At 54.9% G+C, this 25201-nt stretch carries 27 protein-coding genes, 4 tRNA genes and 1 rRNA gene; all 32 read left to right on the forward strand.

From position 1 onward, the window contains the following. Positions 1 to 113 precede the first annotated feature (113 nt). Positions 114 to 229 (forward strand): 5S ribosomal RNA (gene rrf / locus CWC48_RS13600). Between the two features lie 166 nt (positions 230 to 395). Next, on the forward strand, positions 396 to 1355 hold the full coding sequence (birA, locus tag CWC48_RS13605) for a bifunctional biotin--[acetyl-CoA-carboxylase] ligase/biotin operon repressor BirA (RefSeq protein ID WP_099491117.1): 960 nt from the start codon (positions 396 to 398) through the stop codon (positions 1353 to 1355). Continuing rightward, positions 1345 to 2094: a pantothenate kinase gene (locus CWC48_RS13610; protein WP_100492025.1), complete on the forward strand. Its 750-nt coding sequence runs from the start codon at positions 1345 to 1347 to the stop codon at positions 2092 to 2094. The genes birA and CWC48_RS13610 overlap by 11 nt, the downstream gene beginning before the upstream one ends. A gap of 7 nt (positions 2095 to 2101) precedes the next feature. Next, positions 2102 to 2548: a hypothetical protein gene (locus tag CWC48_RS13615; RefSeq protein WP_078050400.1), complete on the forward strand. Its 447-nt coding sequence runs from the start codon at positions 2102 to 2104 to the stop codon at positions 2546 to 2548. Between the two features lie 143 nt (positions 2549 to 2691). Next, positions 2692 to 2776, forward strand: a tRNA-Tyr gene (locus CWC48_RS13620). Between the two features lie 24 nt (positions 2777 to 2800). After that, positions 2801 to 2874: transfer RNA gene (locus CWC48_RS13625), tRNA-Gly, on the forward strand. Between the two features lie 25 nt (positions 2875 to 2899). Continuing rightward, a tRNA-Thr gene (locus CWC48_RS13630) sits at positions 2900 to 2975 on the forward strand. A gap of 157 nt (positions 2976 to 3132) precedes the next feature. After that, positions 3133 to 3208 (forward strand) — tRNA-Trp (locus tag CWC48_RS13635). A gap of 45 nt (positions 3209 to 3253) precedes the next feature. Next, on the forward strand, positions 3254 to 3622 hold the full coding sequence (secE, locus tag CWC48_RS13640) for a preprotein translocase subunit SecE (protein WP_025857211.1): 369 nt from the start codon (positions 3254 to 3256) through the stop codon (positions 3620 to 3622). Between the two features lie 9 nt (positions 3623 to 3631). Further along, positions 3632 to 4165 carry a transcription termination/antitermination protein NusG gene (gene nusG / locus CWC48_RS13645; protein WP_003176436.1) on the forward strand — a complete coding sequence of 178 codons (534 nt, stop codon included), beginning with the start codon at positions 3632 to 3634 and terminating at the stop codon, positions 4163 to 4165. 117 nt (positions 4166 to 4282) lie between these two features. Next, complete coding sequence (gene rplK, locus CWC48_RS13650) at positions 4283 to 4714, forward strand: 50S ribosomal protein L11 (protein ID WP_003176435.1); 432 nt, start codon at positions 4283 to 4285, stop codon at positions 4712 to 4714. Next, positions 4714 to 5409, forward strand: a complete 696-nt coding sequence (gene rplA / locus CWC48_RS13655; protein WP_003232403.1) for a 50S ribosomal protein L1 — start codon at positions 4714 to 4716, stop codon at positions 5407 to 5409. Before rplK ends, rplA begins: the two co-directional genes overlap by 1 nt. A gap of 199 nt (positions 5410 to 5608) precedes the next feature. Further along, positions 5609 to 6109: a 50S ribosomal protein L10 gene (gene rplJ, locus CWC48_RS13660; RefSeq protein WP_010206364.1), complete on the forward strand. Its 501-nt coding sequence runs from the start codon at positions 5609 to 5611 to the stop codon at positions 6107 to 6109. Between the two features lie 78 nt (positions 6110 to 6187). Continuing rightward, on the forward strand, positions 6188 to 6553 hold the full coding sequence (gene rplL / locus CWC48_RS13665) for a 50S ribosomal protein L7/L12 (RefSeq protein WP_071489831.1): 366 nt from the start codon (positions 6188 to 6190) through the stop codon (positions 6551 to 6553). 219 nt (positions 6554 to 6772) lie between these two features. Next, a complete protein-coding gene (gene rpoB / locus CWC48_RS13670; RefSeq protein WP_034101000.1) occupies positions 6773 to 10846 on the forward strand; it encodes a DNA-directed RNA polymerase subunit beta in 4074 nt (1357 codons plus the stop codon). 64 nt (positions 10847 to 10910) lie between these two features. Then, positions 10911 to 15110: a DNA-directed RNA polymerase subunit beta' gene (gene rpoC, locus CWC48_RS13675; protein ID WP_078050399.1), complete on the forward strand. Its 4200-nt coding sequence runs from the start codon at positions 10911 to 10913 to the stop codon at positions 15108 to 15110. Between the two features lie 216 nt (positions 15111 to 15326). Then, positions 15327 to 15698: a 30S ribosomal protein S12 gene (rpsL, locus tag CWC48_RS13680; protein WP_002555494.1), complete on the forward strand. Its 372-nt coding sequence runs from the start codon at positions 15327 to 15329 to the stop codon at positions 15696 to 15698. Positions 15699 to 15816: 118 nt separating this feature from the next. Then, positions 15817 to 16287, forward strand: coding sequence for a 30S ribosomal protein S7 (gene rpsG / locus CWC48_RS13685; RefSeq protein ID WP_002555493.1), 471 nt, complete (start codon positions 15817 to 15819; stop codon positions 16285 to 16287). Positions 16288 to 16317: 30 nt separating this feature from the next. After that, positions 16318 to 18423 carry an elongation factor G gene (gene fusA / locus CWC48_RS13690; protein WP_010206921.1) on the forward strand — a complete coding sequence of 702 codons (2106 nt, stop codon included), beginning with the start codon at positions 16318 to 16320 and terminating at the stop codon, positions 18421 to 18423. Between the two features lie 30 nt (positions 18424 to 18453). Further along, positions 18454 to 19647: an elongation factor Tu gene (tuf, locus tag CWC48_RS13695; RefSeq protein WP_100492026.1), complete on the forward strand. Its 1194-nt coding sequence runs from the start codon at positions 18454 to 18456 to the stop codon at positions 19645 to 19647. A 159-nt stretch (positions 19648 to 19806) separates the two neighbouring features. Beyond that, positions 19807 to 20118 carry a 30S ribosomal protein S10 gene (rpsJ, locus tag CWC48_RS13700; RefSeq protein WP_003186070.1) on the forward strand — a complete coding sequence of 104 codons (312 nt, stop codon included), beginning with the start codon at positions 19807 to 19809 and terminating at the stop codon, positions 20116 to 20118. Between the two features lie 81 nt (positions 20119 to 20199). Continuing rightward, a complete protein-coding gene (rplC, locus tag CWC48_RS13705) occupies positions 20200 to 20835 on the forward strand; it encodes a 50S ribosomal protein L3 (protein WP_003194649.1) in 636 nt (211 codons plus the stop codon). 12 nt (positions 20836 to 20847) lie between these two features. Further along, positions 20848 to 21450, forward strand: coding sequence for a 50S ribosomal protein L4 (gene rplD / locus CWC48_RS13710; protein WP_003176424.1), 603 nt, complete (start codon positions 20848 to 20850; stop codon positions 21448 to 21450). Next, the gene (rplW, locus tag CWC48_RS13715; RefSeq protein WP_002555488.1) at positions 21447 to 21746 is read left to right on the forward strand and encodes a 50S ribosomal protein L23; all 300 of its coding nucleotides are present in this window, start codon (positions 21447 to 21449) and stop codon (positions 21744 to 21746) included. Before rplD ends, rplW begins: the two co-directional genes overlap by 4 nt. A gap of 14 nt (positions 21747 to 21760) precedes the next feature. Then, positions 21761 to 22585, forward strand: coding sequence for a 50S ribosomal protein L2 (gene rplB, locus CWC48_RS13720; protein ID WP_003186055.1), 825 nt, complete (start codon positions 21761 to 21763; stop codon positions 22583 to 22585). A gap of 16 nt (positions 22586 to 22601) precedes the next feature. After that, a complete protein-coding gene (gene rpsS, locus CWC48_RS13725; RefSeq protein WP_003232420.1) occupies positions 22602 to 22877 on the forward strand; it encodes a 30S ribosomal protein S19 in 276 nt (91 codons plus the stop codon). Between the two features lie 11 nt (positions 22878 to 22888). Beyond that, positions 22889 to 23221 (forward strand): 50S ribosomal protein L22, encoded by a 333-nt coding sequence (rplV, locus tag CWC48_RS13730; protein WP_003103908.1) that lies wholly within the window; start codon positions 22889 to 22891, stop codon positions 23219 to 23221. A gap of 13 nt (positions 23222 to 23234) precedes the next feature. Beyond that, positions 23235 to 23921 (forward strand): 30S ribosomal protein S3, encoded by a 687-nt coding sequence (gene rpsC, locus CWC48_RS13735; protein ID WP_003176422.1) that lies wholly within the window; start codon positions 23235 to 23237, stop codon positions 23919 to 23921. 12 nt (positions 23922 to 23933) lie between these two features. Beyond that, positions 23934 to 24347, forward strand: coding sequence for a 50S ribosomal protein L16 (rplP, locus tag CWC48_RS13740; RefSeq protein WP_003176421.1), 414 nt, complete (start codon positions 23934 to 23936; stop codon positions 24345 to 24347). Next, complete coding sequence (gene rpmC, locus CWC48_RS13745) at positions 24347 to 24538, forward strand: 50S ribosomal protein L29 (protein WP_002555481.1); 192 nt, start codon at positions 24347 to 24349, stop codon at positions 24536 to 24538. The genes rplP and rpmC overlap by 1 nt, the downstream gene beginning before the upstream one ends. Positions 24539 to 24540: 2 nt before the next feature. Continuing rightward, positions 24541 to 24807 carry a 30S ribosomal protein S17 gene (gene rpsQ / locus CWC48_RS13750; protein WP_003176419.1) on the forward strand — a complete coding sequence of 89 codons (267 nt, stop codon included), beginning with the start codon at positions 24541 to 24543 and terminating at the stop codon, positions 24805 to 24807. Positions 24808 to 24830: 23 nt separating this feature from the next. Continuing rightward, positions 24831 to 25199, forward strand: a complete 369-nt coding sequence (gene rplN / locus CWC48_RS13755) for a 50S ribosomal protein L14 (protein ID WP_002555479.1) — start codon at positions 24831 to 24833, stop codon at positions 25197 to 25199. Positions 25200 to 25201 lie beyond the last annotated feature (2 nt).

A 25201-nucleotide genomic window follows, 5' to 3' on the forward strand; every position in this document is an offset into this window, starting at 1 on the left:
GGTGTGTGAAGACGAAATGAACCGAAAGTTCGACGTTCACAAAACACCGAAAGCTGTCACATACCCAATTTGCTGAAGCGAGGCCAGCTGGTCACGACTCAGTACCCGAATTTCTTGACGACCATAGAGCATTGGAACCACCTGATCCCATCCCGAACTCAGTAGTGAAACGATGCATCGCCGATGGTAGTGTGGGGTTTCCCCATGTGAGAGTAGGTCATCGTCAAGATTAAATTCCAGAACCCCATTTGCGAAAGCAGATGGGGTTTTGTTTTGGGCGGTCGAAAAGTACGTAGCGGCTCGCGTCAATAGTCTCCAGTACTAAAGTCCGGCCTTTCTATGCAATGACCCTGCGCATAGCTATCATGCGTGCCTCATTGTGAGGCGATACTTGCATGCTGACGTTGTTGAAACTTCTGAAAGATGGCCGGTTCCACTCCGGAGAAGCACTTGGTGCTGCCCTTGGCGTCAGTCGTAGTGCTGTCTGGAAGCAGCTCCAGCACCTGGAGGCTGAATTGAACCTGCCCATCCATAAGGTTCGTGGCAAGGGGTATCAGTTGGCATCACCGCTGGTGTTCTTGAGTGCTGAAGATATTGCGCTGAATGCGCCGTCCTTGGCGTGGCCCGTTCATATCTCTGACTCCATTGACTCCACGAATGCCGAGGCTTTGCGACTTGTGGGTGCTGAGTGCACCGCGCCGTTTCTGGTGCTAGCGGAGCAGCAAACGGCGGGGAGAGGCAGGAGGGGGCGAAAGTGGGTTAGTCCGTTTGCACAAAACGTTTATTACAGTCTTGTATTGCGTATTGAGTCGGGGTTGCGCCAGTTGGAGGGGCTAAGTCTTGTTGTCGGCTTGGCGGTCATGCAGGCCTTGCGTGAGACAGGTGTGCAGGGAGCGGCGCTGAAATGGCCAAACGACGTATTGGTGGGGCAGAAGAAGATTGCCGGGATTTTGCTGGAGTTGGTAGGAGACCCTGCTGATATCTGCCACGTTGTCCTGGGAATAGGCATCAACGTCAATATGCAGAGGGCTGATGAGGTCGATCAGCAATGGACTTCGGTGCAGCTCGAGACAGGTTCGCCTGCTGATCGTAACGTTCTAGTTGCGCAGTTAGGGCTGCAGCTGCAGGGCTACCTTTATCGACATCGGGAGGGCGGTTTTGTCGCTCTTCAGCAGGAGTGGGAGCAGTATCATGCCTGGCAGGGGCGGTCGGTATCCCTCATCGCAGGTGTCAACCAGGTCGATGGAGTTGTGCTGGGGGTAGATCGCCAGGGGGCATTGCGCTTGAGTGTCGATGGTGTCGAGAAAATATACAGTGGTGGTGAGCTAAGCCTGAGGTTGCGTGATGATTCTTGAGCTCGACTGTGGGAATAGCTTTATCAAATGGCGCGTGCTTGGTTCGGATGACGCCAGTGCATCGAACGAGGGGGTTGTCGGTTCGGATCTGGCGTTGATTGAAAGCCTGGTGGCACTTCCTGGATTGTTGCTCACGCGCTGCCGATTAGTGAGCGTTCGCGCCCAAGAAGAAACAAGCAAGCTCGTGTTGGCTCTGCAGGAGGCTTTCGGTGTTGCCGTTTCCTGTGCTGCTCCTGCAAGGGAGATGGCTGGGGTACGAAACGGTTACGAAGATTTCGAGCGTCTGGGGCTTGATCGCTGGCTGGCGATGCTGGGTGGGTTCAAGCTCGCTCGCGGCGCTTGTCTGGTGCTTGATTTCGGAACGGCTGCCACAGCAGATTTTATTGCGGCAGATGGTGATCACTTGGGTGGTTTCATTTGTCCAGGTATGCCTCTCATGCGCAACCAGCTACGAACACACACGCGCAAGATACGCTATGACGACGCCGCTGCTGAAAGGGCGTTGGAGCGCCTTTCGCCAGGGCGTACGACTGTAGAGGCGGTAGAGCGCGGGTGTACGCTCATGCTGAGAGGGTTTGTGCTCACTCAATTAGAATTGGCGCGAAGCTATTGGGGTGATGAATTTACCGTGTTCCTGACCGGGGGGGATGCTGATTTGGTGGCGGACGCAGTGCCGCAAGCGCAACTCGTCCCTGATCTGGTGTTTGTCGGTTTGGCGATGGCTTGCCCTTTGTCCTGAGGTGATTATGCGTTGGCTGTTTTTGCTTTTACTTGTTCTCAACGCCTTCTACTACATTTGGCATCAGCAAGAGGCGCCGTTGCGCGCAAAAGATGTCACGCCTTTGAGTCTATACAAGGGCTCGCAGCAGGACATTCGCCTGCTCAGCGAGTCCTCTGATGCTGTGGTGCGAAGGGACCGTGCAAAAGCAACCGATGCGCAGAACACTTGCTTGTACATCGGTGGTTTTGCCGATCAGCGCCAAGCGCAGTCAGTTGAGCAGCGGCTCACGAGCCTGGATATAAAGGTCAAGGTCCAATTGTTGAATACTGCGGATGCTTCTGGCTACTGGCTCCGTGTGGCTCCTGAAAGTCGACGCTTGGCTGATGATCTGCCCTTTGAAAACCTTGCTAAGGAATTCAATGAGTTAAAACATAAAATAATGTTGTGCGAAGGCGTTGCAACTCTCGAATAGTTTGCATAGAATGGCGCCCGCTTCGCAGTGAAGACCTTTAAGGTCAGCGATGTGAAGCAAACGTCAACGCAGCTAACCTCATATTTTTAAATGAGAAAATGCTTGACAGAAGGTCGGCGTAATGTAAAATGCCGGCTCGCTTAGGAGGGGTTCCCGAGCGGCCAAAGGGATCAGACTGTAAATCTGACGTCTACGACTTCGAAGGTTCGAATCCTTCCCCCTCCACCATTTTTAGCGTGAGCTGCAAGCTCCGCGGGTATAGTTTAGTGGTAGAACCTCAGCCTTCCAAGCTGATGATGCGGGTTCGATTCCCGCTACCCGCTCCAAGTTTGCAGGTTGTGCAGGTGTTTTGCTCTTGTAGCTCAGTTGGTAGAGCACACCCTTGGTAAGGGTGAGGTCAGCGGTTCAAATCCGCTCAAGAGCTCCATATAACAAGGCAGATATGAAAATATCTGCCTTTGTTTTAACAGCTATCTCGGCTTGATGGTGTTGGCCTGGTGTTATCAGGTGATTTCAAGTCTCTTGGGGTTGGTTGTTGTAAAGTCTTTTTCAGGCCTGCATAATGGTCGGCCTGATTTTGTTTTAGGTCAGTAGCTCAATTGGCAGAGCGACGGTCTCCAAAACCGTAGGTTGGGGGTTCGATTCCCTCCTGACCTGCCAGATTCACGTGGTGTATCTGGCTTTCTTTTCACAGGATCTTCATAGATGACTCCTAAGGCTGAAGCTCAAAGCTCTCGTTTCGATCTCGTCAAGTGGCTCGCTGTAGTCGCATTGGTGGTCGTAGGCGTTGTTGGCAATCAGTACTATTCTGCTTCGCCGATCCTGTACCGTGTACTCGCTTTGCTTGTCCTTGCTGCTGTAGCTGCCTTTGTAGGCCTGCAGACTGCCAAAGGCAAGTCTTTCGCGGTCCTGGTAAAGGAAGCTCGCACCGAAATTCGTAAAGTCGTTTGGCCGACTCGCCAAGAAACCACGCAGACCACGTTGATTGTTGTGGCTGTTGTTCTGGTTATGGCGTTGCTGTTGTGGGGTCTTGATTCCCTGCTCGGCTGGCTTGTTTCCTTGATTGTTGGCTAAGGGTGTCCCGTGGCTAAGCGTTGGTACGTTGTGCATGCTTACTCGGGTTACGAGAAGCATGTTATGCGCTCTTTGCTGGAGCGCGTAAAGCTGGCAGGCATGGAAGATGGCTTCGGCGAAATTCTGGTTCCCACTGAAGAAGTGGTTGAAATGCGGAATGGTCAGAAGCGCAAAAGCGAACGCAAGTTCTTCCCTGGCTATGTGCTGGTTCAGATGGACATGAATGAAGGTACTTGGCACTTGGTCAAGGACACTCCTCGTGTCATGGGTTTCATTGGCGGTACTGCTGATAAGCCTGCTCCTATCACTGATAAAGAGGCAGAAGCCATTCTGCGTCGTGTTGCTGATGGTAGCGACAAGCCTAAGCCGAAGACGCTTTTCGAGCCGGGTGAGGTTGTTCGTGTCACAGATGGTCCGTTTGCTGATTTCAACGGTACTGTCGAAGAAGTTAACTACGAAAAGAGCCGGATCCAAGTGGCAGTGCTTATTTTCGGTCGCTCTACTCCGGTAGAGTTGGAGTTCAGCCAGGTCGAGAAGGTCTAGCTGAGCAAGCATCCCAACCCCGCAGCCTTAGGCTGTGGGGTTTTGTCGTCACTGGGATAAACGCGCAAGTAACCGGGGAGCCTTTCGAGGCGTTCGAACCCGTAATTGGAGTGCCTCATGGCCAAGAAGATTACCGCTTACATCAAGCTGCAAGTGAAGGCCGCTCAGGCCAACCCTAGCCCACCCGTCGGTCCAGCTTTGGGTCAGCACGGCGTGAACATCATGGAATTCTGCAAGGCCTTCAACGCCCGTACTCAGGGTCTTGAGCCAGGTCTGCCGACTCCAGTGATCATCACTGTATACAGCGACCGTAGCTTCACTTTCGAAACCAAGTCGACTCCGGCTTCGGTTCTGTTGAAGAAAGCTGCTGGTCTGACTAGCGGTTCCGCTCGTCCGAACACCGTTAAGGTTGGCACCGTAACTCGTGCTCAGCTGGAAGAAATCGCGAAAACCAAAAACGCGGATCTGACTGCAGCTGATATGGATGCAGCCGTGCGTACCATCGCCGGTTCTGCTCGTAGCATGGGCCTTAACGTGGAGGGTGTGTAATGGCTAAGCTGACCAAGCGCCAAAAGGCTATCGCCGGCAAAATCGAAGCAGGCAAGGCCTACAACTTTGTAGACGCCGCTGCCCTGCTGACTGAGCTGTCGACTGTCAAGTTCAGCGAGTCCGTTGACGTTGCTGTAAACTTGGGTGTTGACCCACGTAAATCCGACCAGGTCGTTCGTAGCGCAACTGTGCTGCCACACGGTACTGGCAAGACTGTACGTGTAGCTGTCTTCACCCAAGGCCCGGCAGCTGAAGCTGCTCTGGCCGCCGGCGCTGACCGCGTTGGCATGGACGACCTGGCTGCCGAAATGAAAGGCGGCGACCTGAACTACGACGTAGTTATTGCTTCCCCGGATGCAATGCGCGTTGTAGGTCAGTTGGGTCAGATCCTGGGTCCACGTGGCCTGATGCCTAACCCTAAAGTCGGCACCGTAACGCCAGACGTAGCCACCGCGGTTAAAAACGCCAAGGCTGGTCAGGTTCGTTATCGCACCGACAAAAACGGCATCATTCACACCTCCGTTGGCAAAGTCGGCTTCGATGCCGTCAAGCTGAAGGAAAACGTTGAAGCCCTGATCGCTGATCTGAAGCGTATCAAGCCTGCTTCCTCGAAAGGTATCTACGTCAAGCGCGTTACCCTGAGCACCACTATGGGCCCGGGTCTGGTCATCGACCAAGGTTCGCTGGACGTATAAGACACAGGTTGGCGTGAGCGATCACGCCAGTTGAAAAAATTGGGGTCCCTGCCTGGCGGGGGCTATCCAAGACCGTAGGCGGCGCAAGTCTTAAACCACAAGCCTACGCAGATGGTGCTCCCGGTTCCTTACCGAATCAGACACCAAAACGACATCCGGCTCCGGCCAGATGAAACGGTAACAAGCAGGAGTTAAACCCGTGGCAATTAATCTCGAAGACAAGAAGGCCATCGTCGCTGAAGTCAACGAGGCTGCCAAAGCTGCTCTGTCCGCTGTCGTGGCTGATGCCCGTGGTGTGACAGTAGGCGCTATGACCGGACTCCGTAAAGAGGCTCGTGAAGCTGGCGTATACGTACGTGTTGTACGTAACACCCTGCTCAAGCGCGCCGTTGCTGACACTGAATACAGTGTCCTTAACGACGTGTTCACCGGCCCGACTCTGATCGCGTTCTCCAAAGAACATCCAGGCGCTGCTGCCCGTTTGTTCAAAGAATTCGCCAAGAGTCAGGAAAAGTTCGAGATCAAGGCAGCTGCGTTCGAGGGCAAGTTCCTCGCAGCTAACCAAATCGACGTACTGGCAACACTGCCGACCCGCGACGAAGCCATTTCGCAGCTGATGAGCGTGATTCAAGGCGCTACCAGCAAGCTGGCTCGTACTCTGGCCGCAGTTCGCGAGCAAAAAGAAGCCGCCGCAGCCTAAGGCTGAGCGACTTATCTCGCGTATTTTTGTTTATTTCGATGGCCGAGTAGGCCGTCCCCCAATTCAGGAAATACAGCAATGTCTATCTCCCAAGACGATATCCTCAACGCCGTAGCTGAAATGTCGGTTCTGCAGGTTGTTGAGCTGATCAAAGCTTTCGAAGAAAAATTCGGCGTTTCCGCTGCCGCTGCTTCCGCTGGCCCAGCTGTTGCTGCTGTTGCTGCTGAAGAGCAAACCGAATTCAACGTCATGCTGGTGGAAGCTGGCGAGAAGAAAGTAAACGTGATCAAGGCAGTACGTGAACTGACCGGTCTGGGCCTGAAAGAAGCCAAGGCTGTAGTTGACGGCGCTCCTGCCCAGGTTCTGGAAGCAGTGTCGAAAGACGCCGCTGACAAAGCCAAAGCTGTTCTGGAAGAAGCAGGCGCTAAAGTCGAGCTGAAGTAAGCATCGACCTTGCGTCTCCAGCCCAAGCGTTAAGCTGAAGGCTGATGGCTGGTGGCTCTTGCCACCGGCCTTTTTCCGTTCTTGGCTGTCGACTCGGTCGCCGCCATTAACGCGCTGTAGCCACCCGATGCGGTGGTGCAAACCATGGGGTTTGCGAGATTTTCTGGCTGCTCCCGTCGGGGGGGCCAAACAAGCAGGTGACCAAGCTGGGGAACGCTGATGGCTTACTCATATACTGAGAAAAAACGTATCCGCAAGGACTTTAGCAAGTTGCCGGACGTCATGGATGTCCCGTACCTTCTGGCTATCCAGCTGGATTCGTATCGTGAATTCTTGCAGGCGGGAGCGACCAAAGATCAGTTCCGCGACGTGGGCCTGCATGCGGCCTTCAAATCCGTTTTCCCGATCATCAGCTACTCCGGCAATGCTGCGCTGGAGTACGTCGGTTATCGCCTGGGCGAACCGGCATTTGATGTCAAAGAATGCGTGTTGCGCGGTGTTACGTACGCCGTACCTTTGCGGGTAAAAGTCCGCCTGATCATTTTCGACAAAGAATCGTCGAACAAAGCGATCAAGGACATCAAAGAGCAAGAAGTCTACATGGGCGAAATCCCACTGATGACTGAGAACGGTACCTTCGTTATCAACGGTACCGAGCGTGTGATCGTTTCCCAGCTGCACCGTTCCCCGGGCGTGTTCTTCGACCACGACCGCGGCAAGACGCACAGCTCCGGTAAGCTCCTGTACTCCGCGCGGATCATTCCGTACCGTGGTTCGTGGTTGGACTTCGAGTTCGACCCGAAAGACTGCGTGTTCGTGCGTATCGACCGTCGTCGCAAGCTGCCGGCCTCGGTACTGCTGCGCGCGCTCGGCTATACCACTGAGCAAGTGCTGGACGCTTTCTACACCACCAACGTATTCAGCCTGAAGGATGAAACCCTCAAGCTGGAGCTGATCGCTTCCCGTCTGCGTGGTGAAATTGCCGTCCTGGACATCCAGGATGAAAAGGGCAAGGTCATTGTTGAAGCGGGTCGTCGTATTACTGCGCGCCACATCAACCAGATCGAAAAAGCCGGTATTACAGAGCTGGAAGTGCCTCTGGACTACGTCCTGGGTCGCACGACCGCCAAGGTTATTGTTCACCCGGCGACAGGCGAAATCCTGGCTGAGTGCAACACCGAGCTGAACACCGAGATCCTGGCCAAAATCGCCAAGGCTCAGGTTGTTCGCATCGAGACCCTGTACACCAACGACATCGACTGCGGTCCGTTCATCTCCGACACGCTGAAGATCGACTCCACCAGCAACCAATTGGAAGCGCTGGTCGAGATCTATCGCATGATGCGTCCTGGTGAGCCACCAACCAAAGACGCTGCCGAGACCCTGTTCAACAACCTGTTCTTCAGTCCTGAGCGCTATGACCTGTCTGCGGTCGGCCGGATGAAGTTCAACCGTCGTATCGGTCGTACCGAGATCGAAGGTTCGGGCGTGCTGTGCAAGGAAGACATCGTCGCGGTACTGAAGACCCTCGTCGACATCCGTAACGGTAAAGGCATCGTCGATGACATCGACCACCTGGGTAACCGTCGTGTTCGCTGCGTAGGCGAGATGGCCGAGAACCAGTTCCGCGTTGGCCTGGTACGTGTTGAGCGTGCGGTCAAAGAGCGTCTGTCGATGGCTGAAAGCGAAGGCCTGATGCCGCAAGACCTGATCAACGCCAAGCCAGTGGCTGCGGCGGTGAAAGAGTTCTTCGGTTCCAGCCAGCTTTCCCAGTTCATGGACCAGAACAACCCGCTCTCCGAGATCACCCACAAGCGCCGTGTATCTGCACTGGGCCCGGGCGGTCTGACCCGTGAGCGTGCTGGCTTTGAAGTTCGTGACGTACACCCGACGCACTACGGTCGTGTTTGCCCGATCGAAACGCCGGAAGGTCCGAACATCGGTCTGATCAACTCCCTGGCTGCTTATGCGCGCACCAACCAGTACGGCTTCCTCGAAAGCCCGTACCGCGTGGTGAAAGACGCTCTGGTCACCGACGAGATCGTGTTCCTGTCCGCCATCGAAGAAGCCGATCACGTGATCGCTCAGGCTTCGGCCACGATGAACGACAAGAAAGTCCTGATCGACGAGCTGGTAGCTGTTCGTCACTTGAACGAGTTCACCGTCAAGGCGCCGGAAGACGTCACCTTGATGGACGTTTCGCCGAAGCAGGTAGTTTCGGTTGCAGCGTCGCTGATCCCGTTCCTGGAGCACGATGACGCCAACCGTGCGTTGATGGGTTCCAACATGCAGCGTCAAGCTGTACCCACCCTGCGTGCCGACAAGCCGCTGGTAGGTACGGGCATGGAGCGTAACGTAGCCCGTGACTCCGGCGTTTGCGTCGTGGCTCGTCGTGGCGGCGTGATCGACTCTGTTGATGCCAGCCGTATCGTGGTTCGTGTTGCCGATGACGAAGTTGAAACTGGCGAAGCCGGTGTTGACATCTACAACCTGACCAAATACACCCGCTCGAACCAGAACACCTGCATCAACCAGCGTCCGCTGGTGAGCAAGGGTGATCGTGTTCAGCGTAGCGACATCATGGCCGACGGCCCGTCCACCGACATGGGTGAACTGGCACTGGGTCAGAACATGCGCATCGCGTTCATGGCATGGAACGGCTTCAACTTCGAAGACTCCATCTGCCTGTCCGAGCGTGTTGTTCAAGAAGACCGTTTCACCACGATCCACATTCAGGAACTGACCTGTGTGGCCCGTGACACCAAGCTTGGGCCAGAGGAAATCACTGCAGACATCCCGAACGTGGGTGAAGCTGCACTGAACAAACTGGACGAAGCCGGTATCGTTTACGTAGGTGCTGAAGTAGGCGCAGGCGACATCCTGGTCGGTAAGGTCACTCCGAAAGGCGAGACCCAACTGACTCCGGAAGAGAAGCTGTTGCGTGCCATCTTCGGTGAAAAAGCCAGCGACGTTAAAGACACCTCCCTGCGTGTACCTACCGGTACCAAAGGTACTGTCATCGACGTACAGGTCTTCACCCGTGACGGCGTTGAGCGTGATGCTCGTGCACTGTCCATCGAGAAGACCCAGCTCGACGAGATCCGCAAGGACCTGAACGAAGAGTTCCGTATCGTTGAAGGCGCGACCTTCGAACGTCTGCGTTCCGCCCTGGTAGGCCACAAGGCCGAAGGCGGTGCAGGTCTGAAGAAAGGTCAGGACATCACCGACGAAGTCCTCGACGGTCTTGAGCACGGCCAGTGGTTCAAACTGCGCATGGCTGAAGATGCTCTGAACGAGCAGCTCGAGAAGGCCCAGGCCTACATCGTTGATCGCCGCCGTCTGCTGGACGACAAGTTCGAAGACAAGAAGCGCAAACTGCAGCAGGGCGATGACCTGGCTCCAGGCGTGCTGAAAATCGTCAAGGTTTACCTGGCAATCCGTCGTCGCATCCAACCGGGCGACAAGATGGCCGGTCGTCACGGTAACAAAGGTGTGGTCTCCGTGATCATGCCGGTTGAAGACATGCCGCACGATGCCAATGGCACCCCGGTCGACGTCGTCCTCAACCCATTGGGCGTACCATCGCGTATGAACGTTGGTCAGATCCTCGAAACTCACCTGGGCCTCGCGGCCAAAGGTCTGGGTGAGAAGATCAACCGTATGATTGAAGAGCAGCGCAAGGTCGCAGACCTGCGTAAGTTCCTGCACGAGATCTACAACGAGATCGGCGGTCGCAACGAAGAGCTGGACACTTTCTCCGACCAGGAAATCCTGGATCTGGCGAAGAACCTGCGCGGCGGTGTTCCAATGGCTACCCCGGTGTTCGACGGTGCCAAGGAAAGCGAAATCAAGGCCATGCTGAAACTGGCAGACCTGCCAGAAAGCGGCCAGATGCAGCTGTTCGACGGCCGTACCGGCAACAAGTTCGAGCGCCCGGTTACTGTTGGCTACATGTACATGCTGAAGCTGAACCACTTGGTAGACGACAAGATGCACGCTCGTTCTACCGGTTCGTACAGCCTGGTTACCCAGCAGCCGCTGGGTGGTAAGGCTCAGTTCGGTGGTCAGCGTTTCGGGGAGATGGAGGTCTGGGCACTGGAAGCATACGGTGCTGCTTACACTCTGCAAGAAATGCTCACAGTGAAGTCGGACGATGTGAACGGTCGGACCAAGATGTACAAAAACATCGTGGACGGCGATCACCGTATGGAGCCGGGCATGCCCGAGTCCTTCAACGTGTTGATCAAAGAAATTCGTTCCCTCGGCATCGATATCGATCTGGAAACCGAATAACACGTGACGCGAATCGAGAGCGGGGCCGTTTAGCCCGCTCTCTGCTCCGCCAGGAGGAAAGGCCTTGAAAGACCTACTGAATTTGCTGAAAAACCAGGGTCAAGTCGAAGAGTTCGACGCCATCCGTATTGGATTGGCATCGCCTGAGATGATCCGTTCGTGGTCGTTCGGTGAAGTTAAAAAGCCGGAAACCATTAACTACCGTACGTTCAAACCTGAACGTGACGGCCTGTTCTGCGCCAAAATCTTTGGCCCGGTAAAGGATTACGAGTGCCTGTGCGGTAAGTACAAGCGCTTGAAGCACCGTGGTGTGATTTGCGAGAAGTGCGGCGTTGAAGTTGCACTGGCCAAGGTTCGTCGTGAGCGCATGGCGCACATCGAACTGGCTTCGCCAGTTGCCCACATCTGGTTCCTGAAATCGCTGCCGTCCCGTATCGGCTTGCTGATGGACATGACCCTGCGTGATATCGAACGCGTTCTCTACTTCGAGAGCTATGTCGTTATCGATCCAGGCATGACTACCCTTGAAAAGGGTCAGCTGCTGAACGACGAGCAGTACTTCGAAGCGCTGGAAGAGTTTGGCGACGATTTCGATGCCCGCATGGGTGCCGAAGCTGTCCGCGAACTGCTGCACGCTATCGATCTGGAGCACGAGATTGGCCGCCTGCGTGAAGAAATTCCGCAAACCAACTCCGAAACCAAGATCAAGAAGCTGTCCAAGCGTCTGAAGTTGATGGAAGCCTTCCAGGGTTCCGGCAACTTGCCAGAGTGGATGGTGCTGACTGTTCTGCCGGTTCTGCCGCCAGACCTGCGTCCGCTGGTACCGTTGGATGGCGGTCGTTTCGCGACTTCCGACCTCAACGACCTGTACCGTCGCGTGATCAACCGTAACAACCGCTTGAAGCGCCTGCTTGATCTGTCCGCTCCGGACATCATCGTGCGCAACGAAAAGCGTATGTTGCAAGAAGCTGTCGATGCCTTGCTCGACAACGGTCGTCGTGGCCGCGCTATCACCGGTTCCAACAAGCGTCCTCTGAAATCCTTGGCTGACATGATCAAGGGTAAGCAAGGTCGTTTCCGTCAGAACTTGCTCGGTAAGCGTGTTGACTACTCCGGTCGTTCGGTAATTACCGTAGGCCCGACCCTGCGTCTGCACCAGTGCGGTCTGCCTAAGAAGATGGCACTTGAGCTGTTCAAGCCATTCATCTTCGGCAAGCTCGAAATGCGCGGTCTCGCGACCACCATCAAAGCGGCCAAGAAAATGGTCGAGCGCGAACTGCCAGAGGTTTGGGACGTTCTCGCTGAAGTGATCCGCGAACACCCGGTTCTCCTCAACCGTGCACCGACCCTTCACCGTCTGGGTATCCAGGCGTTTGAACCGGTACTGATCGAAGGTAAGGCTATCCAGCTGCACCCGCTGGTCTGTGCTGCGTACAACGCCGACTTCGACGGCGACCAAATGGCCGTGCACGTACCGCTGACACTGGAAGCCCAGTTGGAAGCGCGCGCGTTGATGATGTCGACCAACAACATTCTGTCGCCAGCCAACGGTGAGCCAATCATCGTTCCGTCGCAGGACGTTGTATTGGGTCTGTACTACATGACGCGTGAAGCGATCAACGCCAAAGGCGAAGGTCGCGTGTTCGCTGACCTGCAAGAAGTTGACCGTGTGTTCCGTGCCGGCGAAGCCGCACTGCACGCCAAGGTCAAAGTGCGGATCAACGAAACCGTCAACGACCGTGACGGCGGCAGCGTGAGCAACACTCGTATCGTCGACACCACTGTCGGCCGTGCGTTGTTGTACCAGGTTGTGCCAAAAGGTCTGTCGTACGATGTCGTCAACCTGCCGATGAAGAAAAAGGCGATCTCCAAGCTGATCAACCAGTGCTACCGCGTGGTTGGTTTGAAAGAGACCGTGATCTTCGCTGACCAGTTGATGTACACCGGTTTTGCTTACTCGACCATTTCCGGCGTTTCCATCGGTGTTAACGACTTCGTTATCCCGGATGAAAAGGCCCGCATCATCAGTGCTGCTACTGATGAAGTGAAAGAGATCGAAAGCCAGTACGCCTCCGGCCTGGTAACCCAGGGCGAGAAGTACAACAAGGTAATCGACCTTTGGTCCAAGGCGAACGACGAAGTTTCCAAGGCGATGATGGCCAACCTCTCGAAAGAGAAAGTCATCGATCGTCACGGCGACGAAGTTGACCAAGAGTCCTTCAACTCGATGTACATGATGGCCGACTCGGGCGCACGGGGTTCTGCTGCGCAGATCCGTCAGCTCGCCGGTATGCGTGGCCTGATGGCCAAGCCGGACGGTTCCATCATCGAAACGCCGATTACTGCGAACTTCCGTGAAGGTTTGAGCGTACTTCAGTACTTCATCTCGACTCACGGTGCTCGTAAAGGTCTGGCGGATACCGCGTTGAAAACCGCGAACTCCGGTTACCTGACTCGTCGTCTCGTAGACGTTGCGCAAGATCTGGTCGTGACCGAGATCGATTGCGGCACCGAGCATGGCTTGCTGATGACTCCGCACATTGAAGGCGGTGACGTTGTAGAGCCGCTGGGTGAGCGCGTATTGGGTCGTGTTATTGCCCGTGACGTATTCAAGCCAGGTACCGAGGAAGTTATCGTTCCTGCCGGCACCCTGGTAGATGAGAAGTGGGTCGAGTTCATCGAACTCAACAGCATCGACGAAGTGATCGTTCGCTCGCCGATCAGCTGCGAAACCCGCTACGGCATTTGCGCCAAGTGCTACGGCCGTGACTTGGCTCGTGGTCACCAGGTGAACATCGGTGAAGCGGTCGGCGTTATCGCTGCCCAGTCCATCGGTGAGCCGGGTACCCAGCTGACCATGCGTACGTTCCACATCGGTGGTGCGGCAAGCCGGACCTCCGCAGCTGACAGCGTTCAGGTGAAGAATGGCGGTACCGTCCGCTTGCACAACCTGAAGCACGTAGAGCGAGTGGATGGCCACCTGGTTGCTGTGTCCCGTTCCGGTGAGCTGGCAATCGCTGATGACTACGGTCGTGAGCGTGAGCGTTACAAGCTGCCGTACGGTGCTGTGATTTCGGTTAAAGAAGGTGACAAGGTCGACGCTGGCGCAATCGTGGCCAAGTGGGATCCGCACACTCACCCAATCGTTACCGAAATGAAAGGTACCGTGACCTACGTGGGCATGGAAGAAGGCATCACGATCAAGCGTCAGACTGACGAATTGACCGGTATGACCAACATTGAAGTACTCGACGCTAAAGATCGCCCAGCTGCCGGTAAAGACATCCGTCCTGCCGTGAAGATGGTCGATGACAACGGCAAGGATCTGTTGCTGCCAGGCACTGACGTAATCGCTCAGTACTTCCTGCCAGCCAACGCCCTGGTCGGTGTAGCGGACGGTGCGAAGATCGCGATCGGTGATGTTATCGCGCGTATCCCGCAAGAAACTTCGAAAACCCGTGACATCACCGGTGGTCTGCCGCGTGTTGCTGACTTGTTCGAAGCTCGTCGTCCGAAAGAAGCGTCGATTCTGGCTGAAGTCAGCGGCACCATCGCGTTCGGTAAAGAGACCAAGGGCAAGCGCCGTCTGGTCATTACTCCGAACGACGGTAGCGATCCGTACGAAGAGCTGATTCCGAAGTGGCGTCACCTGAACGTGTTTGAAGGCGAACAGGTAAACCGCGGCGAAGTTATCTCCGACGGCCCGAGCGATCCACACGACATCCTGCGCCTGCTGGGTGTGAGTGCGCTGGCCAAGTACATCGTTAACGAGATCCAGGACGTTTACCGCCTGCAAGGCGTGAAGATCAACGATAAGCACATCGAGACCATCCTGCGTCAGATGCTGCGTAAAGTTGAGATCGCTGAATCCGGCGATTCCAGTTTCATCAAGGGCGACCAGATGGAACTGACTCACGTACTGGTAGAGAACGAGCGTCTGGGCGCGGAAGACAAATTTGTCTCCAAGTTCACTCGCGTACTGCTGGGTATCACCAAGGCGTCGCTGTCCACTGAGTCGTTCATCTCGGCGGCCTCCTTCCAGGAGACCACTCGTGTTCTGACCGAAGCAGCGGTAACCGGCAAGCGCGATTACCTGCGCGGCCTGAAAGAAAACGTGGTTGTGGGTCGTCTGATCCCAGCCGGTACCGGTTTGGCTTACCACAGCGAGCGCAAGCGCCGCCGTGATGCTGACAAGCCGTTGCGCGTAAGCGCCAGTGAAGTGGAAGCTGCACTGACCGAAGCGCTGAACTCAAGCGGTAACTGAGTTCTGCGGTAAATAAGTCTGGGCCCTGGCAGCCCCATTCGTCGGATCGAGGCATTTTTGCCCCGATTCGATGAGAGGGGAGGTCGGGGCCTTGCCTTGACTGGGGACAAGATCCTCTTTAGACTCTTGTACCCCTAAATTTGGCGGGAATTCGTTCCTGCCATTTTGCTTTTCTTGCAAGACAATAGCGTCGCAAGACAACAGTGGAGCTAGTAGATGGCAACTATCAACCAGCTGGTACGTCAGCCGCGTAAGCGTATCGTCGAGAAATCCGACGTACCTGCGCTGCAGAACTGCCCGCAACGTCGTGGCGTATGCACTCGCGTGTATACCACTACGCCGAAAAAACCTAACTCGGCACTGCGTAAAGTATGCCGTGTGCGCCTGACCAACGGTTTCGAGGTTTCCTCGTACATCGGTGGTGAAGGTCACAACCTGCAAGAGCACAGCGTGGTGCTGATCCGCGGCGGTCGTGTAAAAGACTTGCCAGGTGTTCGTTACCACACCGTACGCGGCTCCTTGGATACTTCCGGCGTTAAAGGTCGTAACCAGGGTCGTTCGAAGTACGGTACCAAGAAGCCTAAGTAGTAGCGGCTTTTTGTAAAACTGAATCATCTTATTTTCTGAGTCGATAAGAGTAAGGTCGGAGGCGTCCCGCAAGGGCACCGATTCCGAACGAACCTGAAGACCGTTTGAGGGCTTATCCATGCCAAGAAGACGCGTAGCAGCCAAGCGCGAAGTGCTTGACGATCCAAAATACGGAAGCCAAATCCTGGCCAAGTTCATGAACCACGTGATGGAAAGCGGTAAGAAAGCCGTTGCCGAGCGTATCGTTTATGGCGCGCTGGAAAAGGTTAAAGAACGCAAGAACAGCGACCCCCTGGAAATCTTCGAGAAAGCTCTCGACGCCATCGCTCCGCTGGTCGAAGTGAAGTCGCGCCGTGTAGGCGGTGCTACTTACCAGGTTCCGGTTGAAGTTCGTCCGTCCCGTCGTAACGCTCTGGCAATGCGCTGGTTGGTAGACTTCGCCCGTAAGCGCGGCGAGAAGTCTATGGCTCTGCGTTTGGCCGGCGAGCTGTTGGACGCTGCTGAAGGTAAAGGTGCTGCTGTTAAGAAGCGTGAAGACGTGCACCGTATGGCTGAAGCTAACAAAGCTTTCTCGCACTACCGCTTCTAATCTTAGCTTCACTAATTTTGCGAGGGCTTTATGGCTCGTACTACTCCGATTAGCCGCTACCGTAACATCGGTATCGTTGCTCACGTGGATGCTGGTAAAACCACCACCACCGAGCGCGTACTGTTTTACACCGGCAAAAGTCACAAAATGGGCGAGGTGCATGATGGCGCCGCGACCACAGACTGGATGGTTCAGGAGCAGGAGCGTGGTATTACCATTACTTCTGCTGCTATTACCGCCTTCTGGAAAGGTTCCGAGAAGCAGTACAAAGACGAGCATCGCTTCAACGTAATCGATACCCCAGGCCACGTAGACTTCACCATTGAAGTTGAACGTTCCCTGCGCGTACTCGACGGCGCTGTCGTTGTGTTCTGCGGTACCTCGGGTGTTGAACCTCAGTCGGAAACCGTATGGCGTCAAGCCAACAAGTACGGCGTTCCACGTCTTGTTTATGTAAACAAGATGGACCGTGCTGGTGCCAACTTCCTGCGCGTGATCGGTCAGATCAAGCAGCGTCTGGGTCACACTCCGGTGCCAATTCAATTGGCTATCGGTTCCGAAGATAACTTCCAGGGTCAGATCGATCTGATCAACATGGAAGCGGTCTACTGGAATGATTCCGACAAAGGCATGGTGCCTGTTCGTAAGCCTATCCCTGCAGAACTGCAGGAGCTGGCTGACGAGTGGCGCAACAACATGGTTGAGGCTGCCGCCGAAGCCAGCGAAGAGCTGATGAACAAGTACCTCGAAGGTGAAGAACTCACCAACGTGGAAATCAAGGCTGCTCTGCGTCAGCGTACTATCGCTGGTGAGATCGTCTTGGCTGTTTGCGGTTCTTCCTTCAAGAACAAGGGTGTTCCCCTGGTTCTCGACGCCGTTATCGACTACCTGCCGGCTCCAACCGACATTCCTGCTATCAAGGGTACCAACCCGGATAACGAGGAAGAAGAGATGGAGCGTCACGCCGATGACAGCGAGCCGTTCTCGGCTCTGGCGTTCAAGATCGCAACCGACCCATTCGTGGGTACTTTGACCTTCGTCCGCGTTTACTCGGGCGTGTTGGCCTCCGGCGACGGCGTGATCAACTCGGTTAAAGGCAAGAAAGAGCGCGTGGGTCGTATGGTGCAAATGCACGCAAACGCCCGTGAAGAGATCAAGGAAGTGCGCGCTGGTGACATCGCGGCCCTGATCGGCATGAAGGACGTCACCACTGGTGAGACTTTGTGCGACGCTGCCAAGCCAATCATCCTGGTTCGCATGGACTTCCCGGAGCCGGTTATTTCGGTTGCCGTAGAGCCTAAGACCAAGGATGACCAGGAAAAAATGGGTATCGCTCTGGGTAAACTTGCTCAGGAAGATCCATCTTTCCGCGTCAAAACTGATGAAGAGACTGGTCAAACGATCATCTCCGGCATGGGCGAGTTGCACCTGGACATCCTGGTTGACCGGATGCGCCGTGAGTTCAACGTCGAAGCCAACATCGGTAAGCCTCAGGTTTCCTATCGTGAGCGCATCACGAAGAACTGTGAAATCGAAGGCAAGTTCGTTCGTCAGTCCGGCGGTCGTGGTCAGTTCGGTCACTGCTGGATCCGTTTTGCTCCTGCTGACGAAGGTCAGGAAGGTCTGCAATTCGTGAACGAAGTAGTTGGTGGTGTGGTTCCTAAGGAATACATCCCGGCTATCCAGAAGGGTATCGAAGAGCAGATGAAGAACGGTGTTGTTGCCGGCTATCCGCTGATCGGCCTGAAAGCAACCGTTTTTGACGGTTCTTACCACGACGTCGACTCCAACGAGATGGCGTTTAAGGTGGCTGCTTCCATGGCAACCAAGCAACTGGCCCAGAAGGGCGGTGGTGAGTTGCTTGAGCCAATCATGGCGGTAGAAGTTGTTACACCTGAAGACTATATGGGTGATGTCATGGGCGACCTTAACCGTCGTCGCGGCATGATCTTGGGTATGGAAGACACGGTTTCCGGCAAAGTGATTCGCGCCGAGGTTCCGTTGGGTGAGATGTTCGGTTATGCGACCGACGTTCGCTCCATGTCCCAGGGTCGCGCAAGCTACTCTATGGAATTCAAAAAATACAACACAGCTCCGGCGCACATCGCTGAAACTGTATCCAAAAAACAAGGCTGATTCAGTCCTTTAGGCAAGGAGTTAATTGTCGTGGCTAAAGAAAAATTTGATCGTTCCCTACCGCACGTAAACGTTGGCACCATCGGCCACGTTGACCACGGTAAAACCACTCTGACCGCTGCTCTGACTCGCGTCTGCTCCGAAGTTTTCGGTTCGGCTCGTGTTGACTTCGACAAGATCGACAGCGCACCAGAAGAAAAAGCTCGTGGTATCACCATCAACACCGCTCACGTTGAGTACAACTCGACTATTCGTCACTACGCTCACGTTGACTGCCCAGGTCACGCTGACTACGTGAAGAACATGATCACTGGTGCTGCCCAGATGGACGGCGCGATCCTGGTTTGCTCGGCCGCTGATGGTCCGATGCCACAAACCCGTGAGCACATCCTGCTGTCCCGTCAGGTAGGCGTTCCGTACATCGTGGTTTTCCTGAACAAGGCTGACCTGGTAGACGACGCTGAGCTGCTGGAACTGGTTGAGATGGAAGTGCGCGATCTGCTGAGCACTTACGACTTCCCAGGTGACGACACTCCGATCATCATCGGTTCTGCTCGTATGGCTCTGGAAGGCAAAGACGAAAACGAAATGGGCACTACTGCCGTTCGTAAACTGGTTGAAACTCTGGACAGCTACATCCCAGAACCAGTTCGTCTGACCGACAAGCCGTTCCTGATGCCAATCGAAGACGTATTCTCGATCTCCGGTCGCGGTACTGTTGTGACTGGTCGTATCGAGCGCGGTATCGTTCGCGTTCAGGATCCACTGGAAATCGTTGGTCTGCGTGATACCACCGTCACCACCTGCACCGGTGTTGAAATGTTCCGTAAGCTGCTCGACGAAGGTCGTGCTGGCGAGAACTGCGGCGTTCTGCTGCGTGGTACCAAGCGTGACGACGTTGAGCGTGGCCAGGTTCTGGTTAAGCCAGGTTCGGTCAAGCCGCACACCAAGTTCACCGCAGAAGTTTACGTTCTGAGCAAGGAAGAAGGCGGTCGTCACACTCCGTTCTTCAAAGGCTACCGTCCACAGTTCTACTTCCGTACTACTGACGTGACCGGTAACTGCGAACTGCCAGAAGGCGTTGAAATGGTAATGCCAGGCGATAACATTCAAATGACTGTTACCCTGATCAAAACCATCGCAATGGAAGACGGTCTGCGTTTCGCTATTCGCGAAGGCGGCCGTACCGTTGGTGCTGGCGTTGTAGCTAAAATCATCGAGTAATTATCTCTTCTGAGATAGCTCGGTTTTTTTGAGAAGGCCCCCGCTTAGCGGGGGCCTTTTTTATTGGGTTGACACCTATCGGGGGCGTCTATAGAATTGCGCCTCCTTTTAACGGGCGCATTGCGCCCGGTGGGAATAGCAGCCGGAGTCTGAAATCCAATGCAAAATCAGCAAATCCGTATCAGGTTGAAGGCTTTTGACCATCGCCTGATCGACCAATCCACCCAGGAAATCGTGGAAACCGCGAAACGTACTGGTGCTCAAGTGCGTGGTCCAATTCCACTGCCTACCCGTAAAGAGCGGTTCACCGTTCTGGTCTCCCCGCACGTCAACAAAGACGCGCGTGACCAGTACGAGATCCGTACTCATAAGCGCGTACTGGACATCGTCCAGCCAACGGATAAAACCGTTGATGCACTTATGAAGCTCGATCTGGCGGCCGGTGTGGAAGTACAGATCAGCCTCGGCTAAGACTTGGGTCTTAGTCGTGTAACGCTCTGAAATGGGCGGCCATAGCGGGTGAAAGCCCCGTACACTCATGAGGTTTACAACATGACTATTGGTGTAGTCGGTCGTAAATGCGGTATGACCCGTATTTTCACCGAAGAAGGTGTCTCCATTCCGGTCACGGTCATTGAGATCGAGCCGAATCGCGTCACCCAGTTCAAAACTGAAGAAACCGATGGCTATCGTGCAGTGCAAGTCACTGTCGGCGAGCGTCGTGCTTCGCGCGTGACTGCTGCTCAAGCAGGTCACTTCGCTAAAGCAAACGTTGCAGCTGGTCGTACTGTTATGGAGTTCCGTCTTGAAGACGGCGACTACCAGGCTGGCGATCTGATCAACGCTGAAATCTTCGCCGCTGGTCAACTGGTTGATGTAACCGGTCAGTCCAAAGGTAAAGGCTTCCAGGGTACGATCAAGCGTTGGAATTTCCGTGGCCAAGACAACACTCACGGTAACTCCGTTTCCCACCGCGTCCCGGGCTCTATTGGCCAGTGCCAGACTCCTGGTCGTGTATTCAAGGGCAAAAAAATGTCCGGTCATATGGGCGCTGAGCGCGTGACCGTGCAGTCCCTCGAAGTAGTGCGCGTCGACGCTGAACGCAATCTGTTGTTGGTCAAGGGTGCTGTTCCTGGCGCTACTGGCGGCAACCTGGTTGTACGTCCAGCGGCCAAGGCTCGCGGTTAAGGGGAAGCTGACATGCAATTAAATGTAAATGACGCTCAAGCGATCGAAGTTTCCGAACTGACATTTGGCGGCGAATTCAACGAGACGCTGGTTCACCAAGCAGTCGTGGCCTACATGGCCGGCGGCCGTCAAGGTAGCAAGCAGCAAAAGACCCGTTCCGACGTACGTGGTGGCGGTAAGCGCCCTTGGCGTCAGAAAGGCACTGGCCGTGCTCGTGCCGGTACCATCCGTAGCCCAATCTGGCGTGGCGGCGGTACCACTTTCGCAGCTCGTCCTCAGGATCACTCGCAGAAGCTCAACAAGAAGATGTACCGCGCAGCTCTGCGCTCCATCCTTGCTGAACTCGTGCGTACTGACCGTCTGGTCGTGGTTCAGGACTTCGCTGTTGAAAGCCCGAAAACCAAAGATCTGCTGGGCAAACTGAACAACATGAGCCTGACCGATGTTTTGATCGTGTCTGAAGCTGTTGATCAGAACCTGTACCTGGCTGCTCGCAACCTGCCACACGTTGATGTACGTGACGTGCAAGGTTCCGATCCAGTTAGTCTGATCGCATACGACAAGGTGTTGATCACCGTGTCGGCCGTGAAGAAATTCGAGGAGCTGCTGGGATGAACCAGGAACGCGTATTTAAAGTTCTGCTTGGCCCGCACGTTTCCGAAAAGGCTACGGTTCTGGCTGACAAGAAAGGCCAGTTCGTTTTCAAGGTTGCAACTGACGCAACCAAGCTGGAAATCAAGAAGGCCGTCGAAAGCCTGTTCAGCGTGAAAGTAGAGCGTGTTACTACCCTGAATGTTCTGGGTAAGAGCAAGCGCACTGCTCGCGGTCTGGGCAAGCGTAATGACTGGAAGAAGGCAGTTATCTCCCTTCAGCCAGGCCAAGATCTCGATTTCAGCAGCAGTGCTGAGTAAGGAAGGGGTGCATCATGGCAATCGTTAAATGCAAACCGACTTCCCCTGGCCGCCGTTTTGTGGTCAAGGTGGTCAACCAGGAGCTGCATAAAGGCGCTCCTCACGCACCGCTGCTCGAGAAAAAATCGAAGTCTGGTGGTCGTAACAACAATGGTCGCATTACCACTCGTCACATCGGTGGTGGCCATAAGCAGCATTATCGTCTGGTCGACTTCCGTCGCAACGACAAAGATGGCATCGCTGCCACTGTCGAGCGTATCGAATACGATCCAAACCGTACTGCTCACATCGCTCTGCTGCTGTACGCAGATGGCGAGCGTCGCTACATCATCGCCCCTAAAGGCGTGAGCGCTGGTGACCAGCTGATCGCAGGTGCTTTGGCACCGATCAAGCCGGGCAACGCTCTGCAACTGCGCAACATTCCAGTTGGTAGCACCGTACACGGCATCGAATTGAAGCCAGGTAAAGGCGCGCAAATCGCTCGTTCCGCTGGTGCTTCGGCTCAGCTGATCGCTCGTGAAGGTGTCTACGTGACCCTGCGTCTGCGTTCTGGTGAGATGCGTAAAGTGCTGGCTGAATGCCGCGCGACCCTGGGCGAAGTCTCGAACTCCGAGCACAGCCTGCGTTCGCTGGGTAAAGCTGGTGCCAAACGCTGGCGTGGCGTTCGCCCAACCGTTCGTGGTGTTGCCATGAACCCGGTTGACCACCCACACGGTGGTGGTGAAGGTCGTACCTCTGGTGGTCGTCATCCGGTATCTCCATGGGGCTTCCCGACTAAGGGCGCGAAGACTCGTGGTAATAAGCGTACCGACAAAATGATCGTCCGTCGTCGCAAGTAAATAGAGGGATACGACAGTGCCACGTTCTCTGAAAAAAGGTCCTTTTATTGATCTTCACCTACTGAAGAAGATCGAAGTGGCGGCGGAAAAGAACGATCGCAAACCAGTTAAGACCTGGTCGCGTCGTTCGATGATCCTGCCACAAATGGTCGGTCTGACCATCGCTGTACACAACGGTCGCTTGCACGTCCCAGTTCTCGTGAACGAAGACATGGTCGGCCACAAACTAGGCGAGTTTGCCGGTACCCGCACTTATCGTGGGCACGTGGCAGACAAGAAAGCCAAGCGTTAAGGGGTAAGGAAATGGAAGTAGCCGCTAAGTTGTCGGGCGCTCGAATCTCCGCCCAGAAAGCCCGCTTGGTCGCCGACCAGATCCGCGGGAAGAAGGTGGGCGAAGCGCTCAACCTGTTGGCTTTCAGCAGTAAGAAAGCCGCCGAGATCATGAAGAAAGTGCTGGAGTCGGCCGTAGCCAACGCCGAGCATAACGAAGGCGCAGACGTTGATGACCTGAAGGTCAGCACCGTTTTCGTCAACGAAGGGCGTTCGCTGAAGCGCATCATGCCACGTGCCAAAGGCCGTGCTGATCGCATCGTCAAGCGGTCTTGCCATATCACTGTCAAGGTTGCTGACAAGTAACGGAGTCGAAGAGATGGGTCAGAAAGTACATCCCATTGGCATTCGCCTGGGAATCGTCAAGGAGCACACCTCCGTCTGGTACGCAGACGGTCGGACTTATGCGGACTATTTGTTCGCTGATCTGAAGGTGCGTGAGTATCTCCAAGACAAACTAAAAAGCGCGTCCGTAAGCCGTATCGATATCCATCGTCCGGCGCAAACTGCACGTATCACCATCCACACCGCTCGTCCAGGTATCGTTATCGGGAAGAAAGGTGAAGATGTTGAGAAACTGCGTCAGGACCTGACCAAGCAAATGGGTGTGCCTGTGCACATCAATATCGAAGAGATCCGCAAGCCGGAGCTCGACGGTATGCTGGTTGCGCAGAGCGTAGCTCAGCAGCTGGAGCGTCGCGTAATGTTCCGTCGCGCTATGAAGCGCGCCGTACAGAACGCCATGCGCATTGGTGCCAAGGGCATCAAAATCCAAGTGAGCGGTCGTCTCGGCGGTGCTGAAATCGCACGTACTGAATGGTATCGCGAAGGTCGTGTGCCACTGCACACCCTGCGTGCCGACATCGACTATGCCAACTACGAAGCTCACACCACTTACGGTGTGATCGGTGTAAAGGTTTGGATCTTCAAAGGCGAAGTAATTGGTGGTCGCCAAGAAGAACTGAAACCACAAGCACCAGCGCCTCGTAAAAAAGCTGCTAAGTAAGGGGTACGCCAAATGTTGCAACCTAAGCGTACGAAGTTCCGCAAGCAGATGACAGGCCACAACCGTGGTCTGGCTCAGCGCGGTAGCAAAGTCAGCTTCGGCGAGTTCGCGCTGAAGTCTGTAGCTCGTGGTCGTCTCACCGCTCGTCAGATCGAGTCAGCGCGTCGTGCTCTGACCCGTCACGTAAAACGTGGCGGCAAGATCTGGATCCGTGTATTCCCGGACAAGCCGATCTCCAAAAAACCTCTCGAGGTTCGGATGGGTAAAGGTAAGGGTAACGTGGAATACTGGGTAGCCCAGATTCAGCCAGGCAAAGTCCTGTATGAAATCGAGGGTGTTTCTGAAGAGCTGGCGCGTGAGGCTTTCGCCCTGGCTGCTGCAAAGCTGCCGCTCGCCACCTCCTTTGTTAAACGGACGGTGATGTGATGAAAGCGAATGAACTTCGTGAAAAATCCGCACAGCAGCTGAACGAGCAACTGCTCGGCCTGCTGCGCGACCAGTTCAATCTGCGTATGCAGAAAGCAACTGGCCAGTTGGGGCAGTCTCATCTGCTCTCGCAAGTTAAGCGTGACATCGCTCGCGTGAAGACTGTGCTCAACCAGCAGGCAGGTAAGTGATCATGGCTGAAGCCGAAAAGACTGTCCGTACGCTGACTGGCCGTGTTGTCAGCGACAAGATGGACAAAACCATCACCGTTCTGATCGAGCGTCGCGTTAAGCACCCGATCTACGGTAAATATGTTAAGCGTTCGACTAAGCTGCACGCGCACGACGAAACCAATCAGTGCCACATCGGCGACAAGGTCACTATTCGTGAAACTCGTCCGCTGGCCAAGACCAAGTCTTGGGCACTGGTTGATGTTCTCGAACGCGCTGTGGAAGTCTAAGGACTAGGGGTCGGAGAAATTATATGATTCAGACTCAATCCATGCTCGATGTGGCCGATAACAGCGGCGCTCGCCGTGTTATGTGCATCAAGGTGCTGGGTGGCTCCCATCGTCGTTACGCTGGTATCGGTGACATCATCAAAGTTACCGTGAAGGAAGCAATTCCTCGCGGTAAAGTGAAAAAAGGCCAAGTGATGACTGCTGTTGTAGTCCGCACTCGTCACGGCGTACGCCGTGCTGATGGCTCCATTATCCGCTTTGATGGCAACGCTGCTGTTCTTCTGAACAACAAGCAAGAGCCGATCGGCACCCGTATCTTTGGGCCAGTGACCCGTGAACTTCGTACTGAGAAGTTCATGAAGATCGTCTCGCTCGCCCCAGAAGTGCTGTAAGG

The organism is Pseudomonas sp. S10E 269 (assembly GCF_002798465.1).
GTDB classification, from domain to species: Bacteria; Pseudomonadota; Gammaproteobacteria; order Pseudomonadales; family Pseudomonadaceae; genus Aquipseudomonas; species Aquipseudomonas pergaminensis.